The 21,958-nt window shown below is 45.7% G+C and carries 16 protein-coding genes and 1 pseudogene; 3 read left to right on the top strand and 14 right to left on the bottom strand.

Going from position 1 to position 21,958, the window contains the following annotated elements; all coding sequences use genetic code 11:
- Positions 1-150 precede the first annotated feature (150 nt).
- From QT996_RS14515 to bioF, 6 genes and pseudogenes are all read right to left on the bottom strand, one after another.
- On the bottom strand, positions 151-3,090 hold the full coding sequence (locus tag QT996_RS14515; RefSeq protein ID WP_333047323.1) for an ATP-binding protein: 2,940 nt from the start codon (positions 3,088-3,090) through the stop codon (positions 151-153).
- 79 nt (positions 3,091-3,169) lie between these two features.
- The gene (locus QT996_RS14510; RefSeq protein WP_333047321.1) at positions 3,170-6,085 is read right to left on the bottom strand and encodes an ATP-binding protein; all 2,916 of its coding nucleotides are present in this window, start codon (positions 6,083-6,085) and stop codon (positions 3,170-3,172) included.
- 170 nt (positions 6,086-6,255) lie between these two features.
- Positions 6,256-6,542: pseudogene (locus tag QT996_RS14505) on the bottom strand (hypothetical protein); the annotation flags it as partial.
- Between the two features lie 109 nt (positions 6,543-6,651).
- Positions 6,652-7,710: an IS630 family transposase gene (locus QT996_RS14500; protein WP_333047320.1), complete on the bottom strand. Its 1,059-nt coding sequence runs from the start codon at positions 7,708-7,710 to the stop codon at positions 6,652-6,654.
- Between the two features lie 489 nt (positions 7,711-8,199).
- Positions 8,200-8,349, bottom strand: coding sequence for an arginine synthesis PII-interacting regulator PirA (gene pirA / locus QT996_RS14495; protein ID WP_172185012.1), 150 nt, complete (start codon positions 8,347-8,349; stop codon positions 8,200-8,202).
- 296 nt (positions 8,350-8,645) lie between these two features.
- The gene (gene bioF / locus QT996_RS14490; RefSeq protein WP_333047318.1) at positions 8,646-9,818 is read right to left on the bottom strand and encodes an 8-amino-7-oxononanoate synthase; all 1,173 of its coding nucleotides are present in this window, start codon (positions 9,816-9,818) and stop codon (positions 8,646-8,648) included.
- A 66-nt stretch (positions 9,819-9,884) separates the two neighbouring features.
- Between bioF and QT996_RS14485 the strand changes: the two genes are divergently transcribed.
- Entirely contained in the window at positions 9,885-10,820 is a 936-nt protein-coding gene (locus QT996_RS14485) for an exopolyphosphatase (protein ID WP_333047317.1), read from the top strand.
- 123 nt (positions 10,821-10,943) lie between these two features.
- Here the strand turns inward: QT996_RS14485 and QT996_RS14480 are convergent, their stop codons facing one another.
- The 8 genes from QT996_RS14480 to QT996_RS14445 all read right to left on the bottom strand — a co-directional run bounded on the left by QT996_RS14480 (position 10,944) and on the right by QT996_RS14445 (position 19,764).
- The gene (locus QT996_RS14480) at positions 10,944-11,177 is read right to left on the bottom strand and encodes a hypothetical protein (protein ID WP_333047315.1); all 234 of its coding nucleotides are present in this window, start codon (positions 11,175-11,177) and stop codon (positions 10,944-10,946) included.
- Positions 11,178-11,188: 11 nt separating this feature from the next.
- Complete coding sequence (locus QT996_RS14475; RefSeq protein WP_333047314.1) at positions 11,189-12,310, bottom strand: glycosyltransferase family 4 protein; 1,122 nt, start codon at positions 12,308-12,310, stop codon at positions 11,189-11,191.
- A gap of 139 nt (positions 12,311-12,449) precedes the next feature.
- Positions 12,450-15,263, bottom strand: coding sequence for a chloride channel protein (locus QT996_RS14470; RefSeq protein WP_333047313.1), 2,814 nt, complete (start codon positions 15,261-15,263; stop codon positions 12,450-12,452).
- Positions 15,264-15,386: 123 nt separating this feature from the next.
- On the bottom strand, positions 15,387-15,866 hold the full coding sequence (locus QT996_RS14465; protein ID WP_333047311.1) for an HAD-IA family hydrolase: 480 nt from the start codon (positions 15,864-15,866) through the stop codon (positions 15,387-15,389).
- 7 nt (positions 15,867-15,873) lie between these two features.
- On the bottom strand, positions 15,874-16,089 hold the full coding sequence (locus QT996_RS14460; protein ID WP_333047309.1) for a hypothetical protein: 216 nt from the start codon (positions 16,087-16,089) through the stop codon (positions 15,874-15,876).
- Positions 16,090-16,103: 14 nt separating this feature from the next.
- A complete protein-coding gene (locus tag QT996_RS14455; protein ID WP_333047308.1) occupies positions 16,104-17,060 on the bottom strand; it encodes a GDSL-type esterase/lipase family protein in 957 nt (318 codons plus the stop codon).
- Positions 17,061-17,160: 100 nt separating this feature from the next.
- Positions 17,161-18,456, bottom strand: a complete 1,296-nt coding sequence (locus QT996_RS14450) for a TldD/PmbA family protein (RefSeq protein WP_333047330.1) — start codon at positions 18,454-18,456, stop codon at positions 17,161-17,163.
- Positions 18,457-18,903: 447 nt separating this feature from the next.
- The gene (locus QT996_RS14445) at positions 18,904-19,764 is read right to left on the bottom strand and encodes a Tab2/Atab2 family RNA-binding protein (RefSeq protein ID WP_333047307.1); all 861 of its coding nucleotides are present in this window, start codon (positions 19,762-19,764) and stop codon (positions 18,904-18,906) included.
- A gap of 271 nt (positions 19,765-20,035) precedes the next feature.
- On the opposite strand from QT996_RS14445, the gene QT996_RS14440 reads away from it, so the two are divergent.
- Positions 20,036-20,821 (top strand): nucleotidyltransferase domain-containing protein, encoded by a 786-nt coding sequence (locus QT996_RS14440; protein ID WP_333047306.1) that lies wholly within the window; start codon positions 20,036-20,038, stop codon positions 20,819-20,821.
- A 62-nt stretch (positions 20,822-20,883) separates the two neighbouring features.
- Positions 20,884-21,606: a pyridoxine 5'-phosphate synthase gene (locus QT996_RS14435; protein WP_333047305.1), complete on the top strand. Its 723-nt coding sequence runs from the start codon at positions 20,884-20,886 to the stop codon at positions 21,604-21,606.
- The last annotated feature ends 352 nt before the right edge of the window (positions 21,607-21,958 follow it).

Raw genomic sequence — 21,958 nt, 5'->3', positions numbered from 1 at the left:
TTTACCTAATTACATTTTATTTTTGACTTCTGACTTAAGCTAATTTCGCCTTCTTTTAGCCATATTGAATTTGCCCTGCTTTGATTTCTTTCCTAAATTTCTGCTTGAACAGTGACTGAATATCTTCCTCGTCGTCTACAGCTATTACTTTCATTTTTTTAACTCCTTAATTTCGGCTACTTTTTTGGGCAAAGTGATGATAAACTCTGTGTAATCTCCTACTTCGGTTTCGACTTTTAGTTCTCCTCGATGTTGCTGGACGATAACATCCTGACTGATAGAAAGACCTAGACCAGTACCTTCCGCTGGTGGCTTTGTAGTAAAAAACGGATTGAATATTTTATCTAGTACCTCGGGTTTTATACCTGAGCCATTATCGCGAATGCGGATTTCAATCGCGCCAACCAGATTTCGAGTTCTCACGTCCAGCACCGGTGAAAATTCTGCTCCCATTTCTTGTTTCTTTTTATAGGCTGCATAACAAGCATTGCTAATAATATTAAGAAAAACCCTGCCGATGTCTTGTGGCACCACGTTGACTTTGCCAATATCATTGTCGTAGTCAGTTTCTATGGTAATGTTAAAAGCAGATTCCTTGGCTCGCATCCCGTGATAGGCTAGATTGATATATTCAGCCAATAAACTATTTATATCTGTGGCTTCCCACTGGCCACTTTGTCCCCGGGAATGCAACAGCATATTACCAACAATTTTATCGGCTCTTTGACCGTGTTGATTGATTTTTTTAAGGTTTTCTTTGAGATCGGTTAACAGCTCGGCAATATATTCATTTGTTTCAGCAGTTAACCGTTCTCCTTGATTTCCCAATTCTTCAAACAATTCTTCGGTTAATTCCGCAGAAAGTTCTGAGAAATTGTTGACAAAGTTTAATGGGTTTCTGATTTCGTGAGCAATGCCTGCGGTTAAACTTCCCAGAGAAGCTAGTTTTTCTTGGACAACAATCTGATTTTGCATAGCCTTGAGATTTTCTTCTATCCGCTGGCGCTCTTCAACTTCATTCTGCAATTGCTCTACAGTATGGCTGAGTTCAGATGTACGCTCCTTGACTTTAATTTCTAGTTCCTCATTAGCTTTTTGTAGGGATTCTTGGGCTTGTTTGCGATCGCTAATGTCGCGCAGAATCACCACATATTCTTGTAGCTCTTGATTGGAAAGCGAAGCCTCTTGGGAGAATCGGTTTGAGATGGCAACTTCCAGGATGCGCGAGTCTTCAGTGGGCAGGTTCAGGGTTTGTTCGCTGCGGCTAGGCCACCGTTCTGGCCCAAAAGCCAATCCGGGGAGTAATTTGTTCAAGTGACTCCCGATTAATTGACCGCTGCTTAACTCAAATAGATGCTCAGATGCTGGGTTAGCCTGACGAATCATCCCATTTTCATCCAGCACTACAATCGCATCTATGGCAATTACAAACAGTTGTTCCGCCGCCTCTCGTGCCTCGTCCATTGAGACAACTTGGGGTAAACTCGTCCAGCAGGCAACAGCCACCCCGACAAAAGTGACTGTCAAGATCAGCACTGCCAAAAGATTAGAACCAACGCTAGAGTTGGCATCTAATTGGGATCTAAAAACCCAGCCAATACTGACGGCGCTACAGACTAGCAAAATCAGGACTACAACCTGAAACGCCACAAAATCTACGATCTGGCTCTTGCGTCGGGCCCTGTAATGCCGCATCCACCAGGCCCGATGGAAGGGCGCAAAGGAAATGCGACGAATAGCCGCATCCACTGCCAAAATAGCCACAGGCAACAGTAAGCCGATCGTTACGTCTTGCCAACTCCAGTTCAAGCCTCCGACCATCACAACAACTGCAAGTAAAAAGAAGAAGCCTGCCGCCCACCAAGGCCATCGCACTTGTGGCGAGCCTCGCCGCAGCCACAGTCCTAGATAAAATGCCATCAGCATTATCAAGTAACTAGCACCACCGACCACCACGATATCGGTTACATCTCCCCAAAGCAGACCGATCAAACTGAGTAAAAGGGAAAATACCAGGGCCGGTTCGAGAACGCCCCGTCGGGAGATGAAAGCGAAGACGGGTGAAACGTACCCGTCTAGAGCGAGTTGGTACAAGATGCGGGGGGAGTTGGAAACCGCAGTGGCGGAACAAAGAAGGCAGCTTGAGGCCAGCAGGAGTGTGACGATCAATGAAGCTGACTGACCCCAGAATGGTGAGGCGGCAGCTAATAGGTTATTAAACGAGTCATCGCCCAGTCCTGGGGAGGTTGCTAAGCGCATCAGTACCCAGGAACTCCCCAGATACACCGGTGGAATCAGCCAAGCGGCTAAGTTCATAACCCGCAAAGTTTCAGTTGGACGGCGGCTGTCGGCGACAAACGAGGAAGCCGTTTCACAGGCGCAGGCACCGTAGACCGCAAAGAATGACCACTTGGCCCAGTCAACAAAGGTTAAAGTTGGCCAACTGGTGGGGAAAAATCCGGGGCTATCTGGGGAGAGAGCTAACCATCCTATGCCTTGAATGCTAAACACCAGTAGGAATCCCACTGCCGGGATAATGAAAAATGAGTGCAGGATCGCTAAGGCGCGGCTGCCGCTAAATGCCAAAATGTAAGCGATTAGTGTGAATCCAATTCTTAGCAACGTTTCCGGACAGGGGATGCCCAAGGGTTCTAGGTTAGCTTTGATTAGCGCCGTAATTACGATCGCGTTTATTGACGGATATAGTGCCCAGCCAGCGAAGTAGCCGATCGCTACATAGCTGCCCAGAAGCGGATAGTTGCTCAGTAGCCCGGTGATATAGTTAGGCGTTCCGCCGGACATTTCTGGCCAGTGTTCCCCTAAGCGTTTCACTTGCAGGTTCAGCATTACCCCCACCAGTACGGCGGGCAGCCATACCAAAATGGCATTGGGCCCAAGAGCCGCGTGCATTGCAGGTGCAATGGTAACCCACAAGATATGACCAGTCATCCCAAAGCCCCACGTTTCAAGGGGACTCAGGGTTCTCGGCAGGCGCATGAGCGATCGCTCATTGAGATTTTCTCGTAGGAAAGGCTGAGTTGGTTCTGAATGGTAGCCGTTTTCCGGCTGGTGTTGGATGTCTGTCGCCATCAATTTTACCTATTATATTTTTTGGATTTTGCTCTAACTTGCGTACCGATGAGCCTTTTTTTTAACTCCTTAACTTCGGCTATTTTTTTTGCGGCAATATGATGATAAACTCTGTGTAATCTCCTACTTCTGTTTCGACTTTTAGTTCTCCTCGATGTTGCTGGACAATCACATCCTGACTGATAGAAAGACCTAAACCAGTACCTTCGGCTGGTGGCTTTGTAGTAAAAAACGGATTGAATATTTTATCGAGTACCTCGGGTTTTATACCTGGGCCATTATCGCGAATGCGGATTTCAATCGTGGCACCAAGATTTCTAGTTCTCACGTCAAGCAGCGGTGAAAATTCGGCTCCCATTTCTTGTTTCTTTTTATAGGCTGCATAACAAGCATTGCTAATAATGTTAAGAAATACCCTGCCGATGTCTTGTGGCACGACATCTATTTCGCCAATATCATTGTCGTAGTCGGTTTCTATGGTAATGTTAAAAGCAGGTTCCTTGGCTCGCATCCCGTGATAGGCTAGATTAATATATTCAGTCAATAAACTATTTATATCTGTAGCTTCCCACTGACCGCTTTGTCCGCGAGAATGCAAAAGCATATTGCCAACGATTTTATCGGCTCTTTGACCGTGTTGATTGATCTTTTTAAGGTTGGCTTTAAGATCGGTTAACAACTCGGCAATATCCTCACTGGTTTCGGGATCTAAACGGTCTGCTTGATTTTCAATTTTTTCAAACAGTTCTTCGGTTAATTCAGCAGAAAGTTCTGAGAAATTGTTAACAAAGTTTAAGGGGTTTCTGATTTCGTGAGCAATCCCTGCTGTTAAACTTCCCAGAGAAGCTAGTTTTTCTTGGACAACAATCTGATTTTGCATAGCCTTGAGATTTTCTTCTATCCGCTGGCGCTCTTCAACTTCATTCTGCAATTGCTCTACAGTATGGCTGAGTTCAGATGTACGCTCCTTGACTTTAATTTCTAGTTCCTCATTAGCTTTTTGTAGGGCTTCTTGGGCTTGTTTGCGATCGCTGATGTCGCGCAGAATCACCACATATTCTTGTAGCTCTTGATTGGAAAGCGAAGCCTCTTGAGAGAATCGGTTTGAGATGGCAACTTCCAGGATGCGCGAGTCTTCAGTGGGCAGGTTCAGGGTTTGTTCGCTGCGGCTAGGCCACCGTTCTGGCCCAAAAGCCAATCCGGGGAGTAATTTGTTCAAGTGACTCCCGATTAATTGACCGCTGCTTAACTCAAATAGATGCTCAGATGCTGGGTTAGCCTGACGAATCATCCCATTTTCATCGAGCACTACAATCGCATCTATGGCAATTACAAACAGTTGTTCCGCCGCCTCTCGTGCCTCGTCCATTGAGACAACTTGGGGTAAACTCGTCCAGCAGGCAACAGCCACCCCGACAAAAGTGACTGTCAAGATCAGCACTGCCAAAAGATTAGAACCAACGCTAGAGTTGGCATCTAATTGGGATCTAAAAACCCAGCCAATACTGACGGCGCTACAGACTAGCAAAATCAGGACTACAACCTGAAACGCCACAAAATCTACGATCTGGCTCTGGCGCCGGGCCCTGTAATGCCGCATCCACCAGGCCCGATGGAACGGTGCAAAGGAAATGCGACGGATAGCCGCATCCACTGCCAAAATAGCCACAGGAAGCAGAAAGCCAAGCGTCACGTCTTGCCAACTCCAATTTAAGCCTCCGACCATCAGAACAACTGCATCTAAGAAGAAGAAGCCTGCCGCCCACCAAGGCCATCGCACTTCTGGCGATCCTCGCCGCAGCCACAGTCCTAGATACAGTGCCATCATGGTAATCAGGTAACTAGCACTACCGACCACCGAGATCCTGGTGACATCTCCCCAAAGCAGACCGATTAAACTGATTAAAAGGGAAAATACCAGGGCCGGTTCCAGGACGCCTCGTCGGGAGATGAAAGCGAAGACGGGTGAAACGTGTCCGTCTAGAGCGAGTTGGTACAAAATGCGGGGGGAGTTGGAAACGCCAGTGGCGGAAGCGAGAAGAGCGCTTGAGGCCAGCAGCAGTGTGACAATCAATGAAGCTGACGGGCCCCAGAATGGTGATGCGGCAGCTAATAGGTTATTAAACGAGTCATCGCCCAATCCAGGAGAGGTTGCTAAGCGCATCAGTACCCAGGAACTCCCCAGATACACGGGTGGAATCAGCCAAGCGGCTAAGTTCAGAACCCGCAAAGTTTCCCCTGGACGGCGGCTGTCGGCGACAAACGAGGAAGCCGTTTCACAGCCACAAGTAATGTAGATTCCTAAGAATGACCATTTGGCCCAGTCAACAAAGGTTAAAGTTGGCCAACTGCTGGGGAAAAATCCGGGGCTATCTGGGGAGAAGGCTAACCATCCTATGCCTTGAATGCTAAACACCAGTAAGAATCCCACTGCCGGGAAAATGAAAAATGAGTGCAGTATTCCCAAGGCGCGGGTGCCGCTAAACGCCACTATATAAGCGATTATTGTGAATCCAATTCTTAGCACCGTTTCTGGACAGGCAATGCCCAAGGGTTCAAGGTTAGCTTCGATTAGCGCCGTAATTACGATCGCGTTTACTGATGGATATACTGCCCAGCCAAAGAAGTAGGCGATCGCTGTATAGCGAGCCAGAAGCGGATAGTTGCTCAGTAGCCTGGTGATATAGTTGGGCGTTCCCCCTGACATTTCGGGCCACTGTTCCCCTAAGCGTTTCACTTGAAGGTTCAGCATCACCCCCACCAGTACGGCGGGCAGCCAGACGAAAATGGCATTTGGCCCGAGGGCCACGTGCATTGCAGGTGCAACGGTAACGCCTGCGATAAGACCGGTCATCCCAAAGCCCCAAGTTTCAAGGGGACTCAGGGTTCTCGGCAGGCGCATCGGCGATCGCTCATTGAGATTTTCTCGTAGAAAAGGCTGAGTTGGTTCTGAGTGGTAGCCGTTTTCCTGCTGGTGTTGGATGTCTGTCGCCATCAATTTTACCTATATATTTTTGGGATATTGCAGTCGCTACCCGATGTTCGGCTTTATAGAGATCAACTTTTTTATGTTAATTATTTTTACTATTCTTAAATTTTGGCAAAGCTGCCTTGAACAGTCAACCATAAAAATCTCTCTCAATGCGTCTTCAATATTACCAGGACTTACGCAACTGTCACAGCTCGGTGTACCAGCACCAAAAAATTAGACAATAAACATCGAACAAGAAGTTTTAGTTGCTCAATTAAATAACTTAATAGCAGCCCGTGTTTAATTTGATCTATTGTTTTACCATTTTTATTACCTAAAATTTTGAGCGCCTACGCCACACAAGTTCATGACAAGCAATATGATTTGTTTGAATTCTAGCTTGACGGGAGTGGCAAGAGTCTCTCCCGGTTAATTGCTTGATTTCCCTAGCAAATTGCTCAATTTTCCAACCAATAGCACACACATTAGTGTACGTTATTCGTGCGCTTATTATTGAGTTTGGTCGTTAGTCGCGACTGTCAACTTGTCAGTGATTCGGACTGGTTAAGGTGATAGGTGATACCAATTTACTATGAAGTTGCACTTAATATAGCTTCAAGGATATAGTCCCAACCACAGAGAGATAAAACTTCTTCATTCGTGAGAGATTTGATAATTGTATTTACCTGTTCTTTGAGTTTATCTAAACTCGAATAATTTTCCCACTTGAGGTCTTTTTTTGTATGTTCCCACAATCTTTCAATCGGATTCAATTCAGGACTATAGGCAGGTAAATATATTGGCATTACATGGTCATGCCAGTCTAATAATAGAGCTTTATGGAAGCTACCATTATCCATGATAATTAGATTGAAACTTTCTGAGTAGTTTTGAGCAAATCCATTTAAAAACTCCTGAAAACAGTTGTAATTGAGCTGAGCAAATTCTTGATAATATTGTTCACCTGTTGCTGGCTCTACGACTCCATAAATATAAAAATTTCCTCGTTTCCATTGCTTTTTTCCAATGGGTTTTACCCCCTTTAATGTAATCATTCTGCCCTGCATAGTAATCAATCCAAATCTACTCTCGTCTTGACACCATATCCTTACAGGCTTGGACTTTCCGAAATATTTAATCATTACTTTTATGAGTTCACATAGTTTTTTTTTGAAGCTTGCCTGCACCTCTTCGTTCGCCTTGTTACTTTGGGGTCTTGGGACTTTCAGGTCAGCTTTCAATTTATAATGAACTAGGTCATGTACCACTTTATAGCTCACTTTTATCCCGCATTCTTTTTCTAGCCAGAGCTGTAATTTGCCATAACTTGTTTCTCCCTCTGGTTCTTGCAGTTTTTTGATTAATTTTTCTCTAACTTCGGGTGGTATATGTGGAGTCTTCCCAGGAGCTTTTTTTATGCTAAGTAATTGAGTAATTCCACCTTGTTTGTAAGCTCTTAACCAACGATATATTGTTGATTCGTCTCGTTTCAACATCGTGGCTAATTCTGCTCTTTTTTGAATTTTTTTGGTAGCCAGCCAGTATAATACCAGTAATTTTTCTTTATTTACGGCGGTCGCACTCCGTTCGAGTCGATGCTCTAGTTCCTCAACCGTTTCCTGGATTTCTACCTGAAGTTTGTTCGCCATATTGGATTTCCTCTACTTTTACCCTATATTTTAGTGTACCTTCATAGTGAATTGGTATGAGGGCGTGAACACGCCTTCACCATGTGTCAGGGGCTTTTAGTCCTGTAGTTATTAGTAGGGTGCGCCGAGGCGCAACTTACTACTACAGATAGTGTAAAAACAGAAGGAATGCAGCGTAAGTCTTGTTCTTTCCTCTTCCTTCTTCGTTCTGACTTCCGAACTTACGCAAAAAATGGTTCAATCGGCTATTGGTAGAGGCTCTGTGCGCCGAGGCGCACCATACAAATAGAGTTTGTGCGTTTAGGAGTGTTCTTTCTTGCTTCTTTCTTCTTCCTTCTCAATAAAAAACCCCGGTTTCTTCAAGAAACCGGGGTTTTTCCTACCAACTAAGAGAGAAGTCAAAACTTAACAGGTAGCGGTTGCCGGAATTCTGCATTTCTCGCACAACCCTCTAAACCAAACTACAGGCAAATTCTAGTTGCAGCTTGTTTAAAGCTGTCTCATTTCCTCTTCAAGCACCCGAACCAAATCTTGGTTCCCACTGGATCTCGCTACTTCTATGCGGTGCATCAGTTGCTTGTGAATGTTAGCGCGGTGGGTTTCTGCTACTTTTTTTACGTTTTGACGATTTGTGTTCATGGTGGACGTTCCTTATATTAAATTTGGTGTACCTGCTACTTCTCTAATATAGCGCTAAATTCCAAAAAGTATCTAAATTTACAAAAAATTTACAGTTATTGACCGATCGACCAAACTCCTGTATAAGATTGGTCATAAGTCAATAGCGATATCTTGACAATCAAAAAAAAAGGCCTAACGCTAGAGCTGCTTAGGGACGAAAGCTAGAGCTGCAAAAGGCAAAAGGCAGAAGTAGAAATTCTGCCCATCTTCCAACATTTACCAAAAGGCTAAGGTACTTATGGCGGACTCAACATTTAGTCAAAACTCAAAACTTCCTCCAGCGCCTCTACCAACTGCTGAAGGTGTGCGAGCTCATGAGTTGCCATCAGCGAAATCCGAATTCGACTCACGCTTACAGTCGGAGGTCGAATCGCCGGAGCAAAAATACCCATGTCCTTGAGTTTACCGCCTACTGTTAAAGCTGTTGCTGCATTTTTTAACGGAAGACTGAAAATTGGGGAAAGGGAATTGCTAATTGGTAATTGGTGATTGGTAATCGCGCAATATTTGAAAGTTTCGATATTTTGTCGCAACCGAACTCGGCGTTCTGGTTCTTGCTGTACAATCCTCACAGCTTCCAAAGCAGCCGCCGCATCAGCAGGCGTCAATGCTGTAGTATAAATCCAAGTCGCCGCTCGATTACGCAGAAAATCAATTAAAGCAGCAGAGCCCGCAACATAACCACCTAAACTTCCCAAAGCTTTGCTGAGTGTCCCCACTTGAATCAGCGGTGTTTCTGTACAACCGAAATGTTCTGCACAACCGGCACCGCTAGCACCGAAAACTCCTGTAGCGTGAGCTTCATCTACTAATACCATGCAGTTAAAGGTTTCGGCCACAGCCAACAACTGCGGTAGCGGACACAAGTCCCCATCCATGCTAAAGACGCTATCGGTAATAATTAAACACTTGCGGTATCTTGCGCGATTTTGCTCTAGCTTGGCCTTTAAATCCTCAAGATTGCAGTGATTGTACTCTAGGGCTGTTGCACCACTGAGTGTGGCTCCGTTTTTCAGGCTTGAATGGTTGTACTTGTCAGATAATATCAAATCGCGCTTGCCGACAACGGATGCGATCGCCCCTAGATTCGCCAAATATCCCGAACTGAATACTAAAGCATCTTCAGTTTGTTTTAAATTAGCAATAGCTTGTTCTAGCTGTCGGTGCAAATCGCGGTGTCCGCTGACCAACCTCGAACCCGTCGCACCCGTACCAAATTCGTTAGTTGCAGCCATAGCAGCTTGAATTAACCTGGCATCGCCGGCAAGTCCGAGATAATCGTTGCTGGCAAAGTTAATCAGCCTGTGGCCTGCTAACTTTACCACAGGCCCGGGGCAACTATCGATCGATAGTGGCGATCGATACCAATCGGCACGGCGAACTGTGTCCAGGGCCTTCTCTATCCAAGCGTAAGGGTCTGCGTTCATATTGGAAAGCGATCGGGTAATACGTTATATTAGCTGGTGATCAGTTCCTCCCTATCACAGAAGCATATGCCACTCACTAAAAAATACAGATTAGTCACCCGCAGCGATTTTGACGGTCTTGTCTGTGCCGTTTTGCTCAAAGAACTCGATATGATCGACGAGATTAAATTCGTGCATCCTAAAGATATGCAGGATGGGAAAATCGAAATAACAAATAACGATATTAGCACCAATTTACCCTATGTTGAGGGAGTTCATCTAGCTTTCGATCACCATTTCAGCGAAACTCTTAGACACGAGAAAATCAAAATTAACCACATCATCGATCCCTATGCAGCTTCTGCAGCTAGGGTACTGTACAAATATTATGGAGGCCAAGCAAAGTTTCCTGATATTTCTGAGGCCATGATGGCGGCCGTTGACAAATCAGATTCCGCTCAATTTGCCCAAGAAGAGGTGCTGCATCCGCAAGAATGGGTGCTGTTAAACTTCATAATGGACGCCAGAACCGGGTTGGGAAGGTTTAAAGAATTTACAGTTTCCAATTATCAGTTAATGATGCAGTTAATCGATTACTGCAAAAATCATACCATTGAGGAAATTTTGCAGCTTCCTGATGTGAAAGAAAGAGTAGACCTCTACTTCGAGCAAGAAGAAAAATTTAAAGAGCAAATACAGCGATGCGCCCAAGTTTATAATAATTTAGTTGTTTTGGATTTGCGTAACGAAGAGGTGATTTATGCGGGGAATCGTTTTGTAATTTATGCTTTGTTCCCTGAGTGCAATATATCGATTCACGTACTTTGGGGACTGAAACAACAAAATACTGTTTTCGCAGTGGGCAAGTCAATCTTTAACAAAACTTCTAAAACTAATATTGGGGAGTTAATGTTAAGATATGGCGGCGGTGGGCACCAGAATGCCGGAACTTGTCAGATTGAGAACGATAAAGCTAGTCAAGTTTTGAAAGAGTTAATTGCCAAGATAGAGCAAAATGGTTAAATGGGCTTTATCTTTTTTGCAGTCAGGACTTGAGTCTTTGATTATTTATTTTAATTTTCAGCACTAAAGTCCTTACTACAAACGGGAATTTTTAGGACTGAAGTCCTTACTGCAAATGGGAGTTTAGTCCTCAAGGCTTTGAGCGGGCGGCTTCTGGGCATTGAGATTTTCTGAACTGTTGCCTTTGGCTGGTGGCAAATGGTCTACCAAACCCATCTCAAAAGCGATATCCGGCAACTCATCAGCATTATATTTTCCGGGCTCAAACAATCGCCCAGGAGTAAAACAAGGCTGTTTCAATCGTACTACCTCCCCCGGTGAAAACATTCCCCTAAACATTTTGCGTTCGAGTCCCATAATTTCTGCTCCTAAAATAACTTTCGCATTAATCTTAGCAATTTTTGAGCGGCAGCTTCCCAATTAAATAAATCCGCCGTCTCTTTAGCTTTTTGAGCTACCTGAAAACGCATCGGATCTTCAACAATTTTTCGCAACTGTTCGCGAACAGACTGAACATTTGGCTCGGCCCAATGAGGAGCATTTCTGATTTTTAGATACTGAGTATCATAACACTTTCCGACGGGAATTAGATCGTAAGCAATGGGATAGCAGTTATCAGCATTGGCATACTCTGTCGGGCCGCCGTACATAGTCATAGCGACGGGCAAACCTGCGGCAAAGGCATCCAAAATTTTAATTGCAAAACCCTCGCCGCGAAAGGGAGCTAAAAAAGCATCGGCAGACAAGTATAAATCAGCTAGTTCTGCTTTATTATAAAATTTAGGCTTGACCTGAACTTTTGACTTTAACTTGCCAAATTGTTTTTCGAGCTTTACGATATGTTCCACTATGACATCAGGATTTTTGCCGCCATCTTTGATAATTAACTGTACGTTGGCATCATCTTTAAACTCTTCCCAAAAAGCTTGAATGGCGAGATCTGTGCCAAACCTATACAAATCAAAAGAATTGGTCATGTGCAGAATATACTTTACATTTTTTTTTTCTTTTTGCGGTCTTGAAAAAGAGAGTTGCGAGATTAAAGGATTGAAACCGAGAGGCATTACTGATACCTTGGTCGCAGGACATCCAGCTTTTATTAAGACGTTTTTAGAATATTGGCTGACGGCTAGTTTGTGGGATAAGCTATTGACAGCATCGTAAATCCAGTAATCATAATCATCTGTGTTTTGGGCGAATTCGTAATTGATAGCAAAAAGTTCTAAGTTGAGATGTCCGTTGAGTTCTTTTAAAAGATAGGGTTTCCAGTAATGAGACCATTTTATGTGGAATAAATCTGATGGTGCGGTGTTCATCCACTTCTCTAGCAGGTGGTTTTCTTCGGGTGTGGAATTGCGGGTGAGGTGAGACGCTATTGTCGAAGGTTCGACAGAAATAGGAATGCCAATTTGGTCTAAAGTTTTTGCCAGGGATAGGGTAATGTCGGCGAAGGAGTTAAAGTGTTGAAAGGCAACGTTAAAGTGAACCATATTTATTGGGAATGGGGCATTGGGCATTGGGCATCGGAGGCAGAGCTTCCGGGTATGTATTCCCAGGCAGCCAGGGAACAAGACTAATAATTAATAACTAATAATTAATAACTAATAACTAATAACTAATGACTAATGACTAATTGGCCGATCGCACTAAAATGACTGTACAGTCGCACCCGCGCGCCACAGCTTCCGGGATGTTCCCGTGAATCACCTGCTTCAGCAGCCCTTCGCGGCTCGCCCCCAGGACGATCGCATCGCACTGATCGTTCTGAGCCAAATCAATTAAAGCATCAGAAACCGATTTAGCGCAAACCGAAGTCGCTATTATCGAACAGCTAACCCTGCGCTTGATAAACTCCGCTGCTTGCTTTAATTCTCCGCGATCGGGTTCTGCACCAGAAGGCTGGTGAACTTGACACAATTTAATCTCCGGTACAGCACTCGCAGCCACCAAAGCCGGTAGCAGTCGCAAAGCGGCAGCTTGCTTGTAACTGCCGCGAATAGGTACCAACCAGCGCTGCAAACCCATCAGCGTGTGCAGTCCCAATTCTGGCGCTGGAATGTCTGAATTCGGCGGGGAAAATTCAGTTTCAGGAGTCGCTGAAGAATCTGAGGATCTCGCCAATGTGGGATTATCTGTACCATCAACTCCTTCGGGATTTACGTCCCATTCTATAGACGCATATTTCCGCCCGCTAAGAGCGACGGAAAACTCATTTTTATTGCGGGTTGCTAATATTTTTTCGCTCCATTTAACCAAAATTACCTCGCAGCCGGCTTGCCGAATTACGGTATCGACAACATCACCAAAAATGCGTCCAGTAGTGGATGTTTCGCCTTCCCATCCCATCAAAATTAAATCGATATGGCGCTCCTTAATTGTCTCTAAAATCGCGTGAGGCACGTCATGAGCTACCCGTATTTGGGTGTGTACAGGCAAGTTCCAATTGCGAACAATTCGCTCGGCTTGTTGCAGCAGGCGGCGGCTTTTAGTTGTTCGCACTGCGCTTTCTGAGGGGGAACTGTTGCGCGGTACTAAGATGATTTGCAGGCATTCTAATTCGTAATTACGATCGCGCGCAATCGCCGCGGCCAGTCGCAGCAAAGCGGGTGCTGTTTGGGGGTTGGAAAGCGGCACTAATAAGCGGCCGTTTCCGACTTGCGGAGCTCTGGTTTGATAGACAACATAGGACGGTTCTGGATGCGGGCCCTGGGTTGTTTCTCCGCTGAGGCGATCGGATTCAACTCGGATAATGTCGCTGCGGGTAATAATTCCCACCAAACGGCGGCCTTCTACTACAGGCAAGCGACTGATATTGTAGTTGTTGAGCCTGTACAATACCTCGCTTAAAGTATCCTTTGCTTTGACTGCGATGGGGTGTACAGTCATAAATTCTTTGAGCAGCGAGTTGCCGGACAAATTGCGCTCGCTGGCATTTGCCAAATCGGTTTGACTGACAATTCCAACTAATTTGCCATCTTCAACTACTGGAAATCCTCGGTGGTGCGATCGCGAAAATGCCTGGATCACTTCATCGAAAGTCAGCAAACTCGAAAGAGTTTCAACTCGGCGCTGCATCACGTCCTCTGCGTACAAGTCGCTCAAAGTATTGGTGGCAGCTTTTGCTTTTGTCAGTTGAATGCCGTTAAACTCCAAAAGGTGAGTGTACAGTGAGCCACTGTCTACCTTTTCTGCGACTAAATAAGCAACTACAGAACAGATCATCAAAGGCAGCACTAATTTGAAATCCGCCGTAATTTCAAACACAATTACTACCGCAGTAATCGGCGCTCTAGTAACCGCGCAAAAAAACGCTCCCATTCCCGCCAAAGCATAAGTTACCGGCAAACCGATACCCAGGATATCTGCCTGGACAATGCCCACCATGTGACCGAGTGCAGAACCCATAACTAGGGAAGGGGAAAACAATCCTCCCGGAGCTCCAGAAGCAGCGGAAATAATTGTCAGAAAAAAGTGAGCTATAAAAGCAATTAAACTCGTTATTCCGCTTGCTTCTCCGGTCAGAAGAAACTCTCGCAAACCTGTATTGTTGCGGAAAGTTTCTGGGAGAAAAGCTATTACTGAACCGCAGATGATACCAGCTAGAGCCACTCGCGCGGGCAAAGCTAATTTGAGCGATCGCCTGTTAAACTGCAAGGTAGCAATAATCCCCTTGCTGAACAAAGCTCCCAGCAATCCTGCTAAAACTCCTAACAGTATGTAGAACGGAATTTCCTGAGCTTCAAAACTGCTTGGGTACTCGCGAAGGTTCAAATTTAAACTATCGCCCCCCAAAAGCTGCGAGACAACTGCACCGATAAATGAAGCGATAATTGCAGTCCCTAAAGTCAATCCCGACACGTCGTGCAGCAGTTCTTCAACTACAAACAAAACTCCTGCAATGGGAGCATTAAAACCAGCAGCCAATCCCGCCGCAGCACCGCAAGCAATCAATTGGCGGCGGTAGTCTGGGGAAGTTGGCATCAAGTGACCGATCCAGCCGGCCAAAGATGCTCCTATTTGCACAGTCGGGCCTTGCCTTCCTAAAGTTAAACCGGAACCAACGGCTAAAATAGTGGTCAGTAGTTTGGCGACAGCTACTCGCAAATCTAAGGCAAGATTGACGCCGCCGAGAGCAGCTTTGACGTGAGGAATCCCGCTGCCGGCAGTTTCGGGAGCAAAACGCTCTACCAAGAAACCTGTCAGCAACCCGCCGAATAAACCGACGCCAGGAAGCAATATCCAGGCTGGAATTACTGTCGAGGTAGCAACTCGCCAACTGCCGAGCCATCCTACCCCTGATTTGAGCAAAACACCTGCCAGTCCTGCCACCAAGCCGATCAGACAAGCTTCAAAAATAGCGAGGCGTTTCGGCCGTAAAAAAAGTTGAGATGTGATGACCCTGGAAGGTTCCCTAAGTTGTTTAGGGATAGTTATATACGGCATAAATAGCGTAGATAGCCTGAGAATTGTCTACTCGATCGCACTTTAGCAAAAAATCCTTCGATACTTACCTGAAATCTGCTGTAATTCCGATGCTACGGGATTGGATATCAATCTGCGATTTTTTTATCTTATAGCCTCGATCAGTGTTTTTAAATCCGGCACTTCCAAGTCTGGCTGGCCGCTGGCCGGCAGTGTCGCCCCAAATTCTGCTTTGTCGTGTTTGCGATTTACCCAAACCGTTGAGATTCCCATGGATGCGGCGGGTACAATGTCATGATAGATGCTCTGAGCAACGTGCAGGAGTTTGTCAGTAGAAATTCCCATTGTTTCTAGGGCTATTTCAAAGTTGCGAGTTGACGGTTTGTACGATCGTACTTTTTCCGCCGTAATCAACCAGTCGAATTCAAATTTTAAGTGTTTGGCTGTAGCAGCAAAGAAGTCATCGTCAATATTGGAAATTACGGCCACTTTGTATTTCTGCTTGAGTGCTGTTAAAGCTGCAACTGTATCAGGAAATGGTTGCCAATTTTTGATAGAATCAACCAAACAATTTATTTCTGTTTGTGTCGGTGCAAAAGTAAATTTCTTACCGAACTTTTTCACTATTTCTTTATTGTAAAATATTGCGATATCTTATATAAGGGTTATTCTGGTTTTCTAGTTCGGATTCCCATGCAGCAAAAAGCTCTAAAAAGCCGTCATCGCTGAAATCTATTTCCAGATTTGATAGCAAGTTTTTCAAGGCGGGCAATATCCCCCTTGCCCAATCTATCAGAGTACCGTAGCAGTCCAAACTCACAACTTCAAATTGATTAATTTCTAGCATATTTCGCTCCTAGTTTAGGGTTGATATTCCGCAAAAATTTCAATTTTTCCGACAATATTGCGATTAAATTCGACCAATTCTTCTGCGGGAATCCAATATTCTTGGTGAATCGAACTGCCCACATTTTGTACGGGATATTTTTTTAAGAATTCTGCAGCAACCCGAAAGCGAGTGACATACCCGAAATATCCCGATGCTGCATCTCTTGTATTCCAATCTCGCGCGATTTGTATGGCATAGGCTTTGTGAACTACGGGGAAAAAAGTAGGCTGAAAGGATAAGCGTGGCGGAAATGCCAGAAAATCGCTTTCTTTAATCAGTTCCATTTCTTTTTTGCCGACGGCTCGGAACAGCGTGACTGTCTCTTGATCTGATATATTGATATTTTTAAACCACGCTTTCCAACCATCCCAATTGTGAACTATTTTAGCCAATTCAGCGTAACCGGCGGCGCGGGGATGGGCAAGGTCATTTTCGCTAAGTTCTTTATGCCAAATTTCCGAGTTTTGCAACGGGGTGCAAACATCTAGATAAGGCACATTTAACTCGTTGCAAACTTGGGAAAACTGTTCGGATAAGTTGGCAATCCGCCTTGTGCGATCGGTATCGATAACTGGCGGTGGCCCTACCATTAATACTGGAAATATATTTTGGGCTGACCTGAGAATAGAGCGGGCATTTTCAATTGATTTCTCAACTTCTATGCGAATTTTTTCGTTTTCTAGGTAAGTGTCGTTGACACCAAAGGAAAATACTATTCTGCCGTCGGTGTAGTGAGGTAAGCGGCCAGAAACTTCGTTGAACCAACGAGTTTCTATATCGGCACTGTTTTCTCCCCTTATTCCTAAATTGTAGTAGGTAATATCGTGTCCTTGTCCGCAAGCGGCAGCGCAAATCCGTCCTGTCCAACCGAGACATTTGGGATCGCAAGTACCGTTTACAAAAGAATCGCCGATAAAACAAATACGCATATTATGTGTGGGAATTGGGAATTGTTGACTGTTGACTGTTGACTGTTGACTGTTAACTGTTAACTAATGATGGAGGACTACTAACAACTGCCAAATGACTTTAATTCTTGCCGATGACGGACAATCCCTCTACAATTAAAGATGGTGTGTGGCAAGAACCATTCCACTCGGAGTCTCCTCCCAATTCTACTAATTGTTTGAGGACGTTGTAGACGTTGCCAGCTACCATTGTGTCTTTGATTCGGCCGACTATTTGACCTTTTTTGACTCGGTAGCCGAGCTCGACGTTAATTGAAAAATCGCCGGAAATTCCAGCACTGCCGCCAAGCATTTGATCGACTACAATTCCGTCGTCTAATTTAGCGATTAAATCGATTAGCGAAAGCGAACCAGGTTTAATCAAAACATTGAACAAACTCGGCGTCGGATAGCTGCCCAAACCCGGGCGAAATCCGTTGCCGGTGGTGCCACTGCCCAAGGCTCGACCGGTGGTGCGATCGGTATAAAATAGCTGCAACACTCCGCTGTTGATAAAGACGATCGCCCGAGTGGGAGTGCCTTCGTCGTCAAAAGGACAGCTATAGGGCCCGATATCCGGCTGCTGCGAGAGGGTGACAAGCGGCGATGTCACTTGCGATCCTAAACGATCGTTCCAAGGCGAAGCGCCTTCGAGTACCTGTTTGCCGTTCAAAGCCGCACAGACAGTCCCCCACAGTAAATCGGCGGCTTTGGCTGTAAATAGCACCGGCACGCGGCCCGTGGCGGGGGCTACATTGTCTTTCGCCCATTCCAAACGCTGCAAAACTCGCCTGGCGCTAGTGTTTAAGTCGAGGGTGCCACGTTCGGTTTCGCCTTCCCAAATGTTGAGGAAATCTTCGCCCCGCACTAATTCTGCTGATAAGTAACCGCTGAGGGTGGTGTCGGTGTGACTGGAATCCAAGCCTCTGGTGTTCACCAAGCGGGTGCTTTCGATTTCGCAGTCGAGTTCGGCGGTGCAGAGGCTTTCGGGATAGGCTTCGCGGACGATCGCGATCGCCTCTTTTCCCCAGTTTACTAGCTGTTCGGCCGGCACCGACACTCCGCGATCGGGATAAACAACTTTCTCACCGGTGCCGAGTTCGATGGTTTCCGGTTCGTTGAGTTGCGAAAGTGCGATCGCCCTGTCCACCAAAATTTGCAGTTCCACAGGCCCGTAGGCCACCGCCAAACCCGGTCGCCCATCCCGCCACAGCCGCAGTGCAATGCCTTCTGCTTGGGCGGTTTCTAGCTGTTTGAGGCGGTTTGCTTCAAAAAAGACCGGCCGTGAGAGCGATTGCGATTCCAATACCTCAGCAGCTTCTGCACCTGCTTTGGTGGCTAGTTCTAACAGTTGTTCTGCTGATTGGTGATTGGTCATTGTTGTCGATGGTTGGTAATGGGCGATCGGTAATACCATTTTCGATTTTCGATTTTCGATTTTCGATTAAAGAATTGGCAATGACTTACGGGATATCGGTTGGGTTCACGGGCCTACATTTAGATTCTTTCGGGAAACTGGTGCAATGGGCGATAATAAGATTCTACGCATTTGTGATTGTTTGCATCCTGCCAATGGCGTCAGTCGATTTTATATTTTAGATTTTAGATTAACTCCACAAATGAATCTGGGAGCTTTAACTATAATCTAAAATTTTGAGCTCTCCACGACAAGATTACGTGGCACGGTATCCGTTTTTGGGCGGGGTCAGAAACCGACTTTTTTGCTGCGATCCAGCTCTAAAAGCCGAGATTTTTCCTGAAAAAACCCGGTTGCTTAAATCTGATTGAGAATGCTGCCCGATATCAGTTATTGCCCAACGAGCGACTAAATATTTAGTTCGTGCAGCAGCCAGAACCCTGCAAAAGATTCCGATTCGGCATTCGACTGAATTGCTAAGAAATGTACTTGTTTTGCTTGTTTTTTCGCGACTTCAAATCCTTTCGCTTCTCTCTCAGTTGCTGCGTCTTTGAGATTAGCTAAAATCCAGCGATCATTAGCTCCGGTATCTAATACCAGCCTAGCGGGTGGGCCGCTCTCAAATTTCAGAAAAGCCAACTCCAACCCTGACATCCAACCTGCCAAAGCTGTTGCTCTCGACGAGTAGATAATTAGTCCCGGAATTTGCGTTTCTGGGGCGAGGCGTGTCATCGGCAGTCCGAAAGCTTCGCCAAATCCGATATCCCACTCGGACATTTCGTCAAAAGCTGCGATCGGCAAACTCACAAACGTCCATTTTTCGCCGATTAAAGCATCCGGCAGCGCAACTGGCGTTTCAGGTACAAATTGAACGCTCGGGTTCACAACCGCTTGATAGCCGGGTTCGGCGGGATAAACGTCTTGCATCCGTTCTTCCAGCCACAGGCTAAGGGCGAGGGTGCGGCGGCTGCAGGCGGCGGGAATGTCCAAATCCTCGCAGGCTTTGGTAATCATGTTCCCCATTTGGCGGCGGAAAAAGCGGATTTTTTCGGGTCGTTTCGGTGCTGCGGCGATCGCCTCTTTAAGTGCGCCAGCCAGCCACAGGGAATTCACGGTAGAACTGGAGCAGAATTGCGAGTAGCGAAACAGAGATTCGGCTTTGTCGCCTACATTCAGCGGGCTTTCGCAGATCAACACTTCCCATTTTTTTTTCTCTCGCTCGTCTAGGATTGGACGGCTGTAAAAGTCGAGTTCCCAAATAGTAGCCATGCCGCGCTGTTAAAAATTAATCCTTTCTCATGTTACCGGACAGCGGGCAAGTTTCTGATTCTGACAATATAAGGCTGATTTTCAATCGCGGGCGATCGCACTTTCCCAAAGATTCTGGCTTTCCCTAGCAGATTCCCGTGTAATTTGTGGCAGCAGTGCACAACCGGAAGCATTAGCAACTCCTCGGAGAACTGTCGCGGAGCAATCTCAACACGCGATCGTTTGTTAAACTTGTGCAAGCCAGGGAAAACAAACAGTATAGCTTGATTCCATGAGACAAATCATTCTCGAAAAGATTGTTTCTACCTTACAACCTTTAGATTTTGTTCTCGCTTTGTGGCAAGGAGGTTCAGCAGCCCACGGATACACCGACGAGTGGTCAGACCTCGATATTGCCGTTGTGGTTGAAGATAACTGCGTGGAAGAAACATTTGAGATTGTTGAAAAAGCCCTCGCCGAAATTGCCGAAATCGAACTCAAATATCGAGTTCCCGAACCCGCTTGGCACGGTCAATCGCAGTGCTTCTGGCGGCTCAAAGAAACCCCGCCGTTTTTGCTAATTGATTTTGCGGTTTTCCGGCGCAGCAGCCGCAACGATTTTCTGGAAATAGAGAGACACGGGAAAGTGCCGATCGCCTTTGACAAAGCTAATCTAATTGTACCCCTTCCTTTGGATACAAACAAGCATTTTTCCCAAATGCTAGCCAGATTCAACGAAATTAAAATCCGTTTCGATTTGCTGCAACCTCTAGTAAAAAAAGAGATTTATCGCGGACATTTAGTAGATGCGATCGGCAACTATCACAACTGGACGCTTCTACCCTTAGTCGAACTGCTGGGAATGATTTACCGTCCCCACAGATACGACTTTGAACTCAAATATTTCAGCCGAGACTTTCCGCCGGAAATAGTCGAGCGCATCACACCGCTTTTCTGCATTGCCAACCTTGAAGATTTGGCAGCAAAACAGCAAATAGCGGAGGCTTTTTTTGCAGAAAGCTTGCCCCTTGCAGAAGCTAATTTTTACTTTGATAACACCCCAACACTACCGCAATAGGCTCCAGGTTTCGTACCGAAAGAGATTAATATAGTAGCATCAACCTTAAAGAGTAACATCCCGTGACAAAACTCAGCGTCAACATCAACAGAATCGCCCTCCTCAGAAACTCTCGAAACATCGGCATCCCCAGCGTTACCGAAGCCGCAAAAACAGTAATTGCTGCCGGAGCTCATGGCGTTACAGTCCATCCCCGCCCCGACGAAAGGCACATCAAAGCTGCCGATGTTTACGAATTAGCCAAAATGCTAACCGTCGAGTTCAACATCGAAGGAAATCCGTTTCAGCCGCCATTTATGGATATAGTTTGCGACGTAAAACCGGCTCAGTGTACCTTAGTCCCGGACGCTCCCGACGTGCTAACATCGGATAGCGGTTGGGATATTCCCGAAAATCGCGATCGGCTCTTACCCATTATTGAAAAATTAAAAGACAACGGCATCAGAGTCAGCTTGTTTATGGATGCAGATGCTGCTCTCATGCCGCTCGCAAAAGAAGTTGGAGCAGACCGAGTAGAATTGTACACGGAACCCTACGCGAGTGCTTTTCGCGAAGGTAGAGTAGAATTTGTTTTTCAACAATATGTCTTAGCAGCTCAAGCCGCTCAATCAGCAGGTTTGGGAGTGAATGCCGGACATGATTTAAATTTGCAAAACTTAGCTAAATTTTGCTCTATTCCTGATATATTAGAAGTATCGATCGGTCATGCTTTAATTGCTGAAGCCCTAGAAATGGGCTTGTCCAATACAGTAGAAGCTTACCTGAAAATCCTGGCAGGTTCGTAGTACAAATTAACCTCGTCTGGTAGGGCGGGTTTGGCAGTGGTAAACTGGTTTATATCTGATATTTTGCACCATTATCAAGGCCAGGGTTTTCCACCTGTTCCACAAATAGTGAGTTTTCTTGTGCGGAGTAGGGGTTGGGATTTTGTGGTCCACCCGTCTAAGACTTATGGAAAATAATGCAAGATGTGATTTTTATCAGAGATACTCACTAAATCCGCCCCTACAAACCCTAGAAGATCAAGAGTTACACAAAAAGTAAAAAGTGATTTGACACGCTACGACTATGGTAAGGTGCGGTCTGCATGGAACTCTACATAATTAGTCGATCGTCAAAAACAAAGTAAGACTAGGG

It is taken from the genome of Microcoleus sp. S13C4, assembly GCF_036700865.1.
Classification (GTDB): domain Bacteria; phylum Cyanobacteriota; class Cyanobacteriia; order Cyanobacteriales; family Microcoleaceae; genus Microcoleus.
The sequence above is the reverse complement of the archived record's forward strand: the minus strand, read 5'-3'. Positions and strand labels throughout refer to the sequence as shown.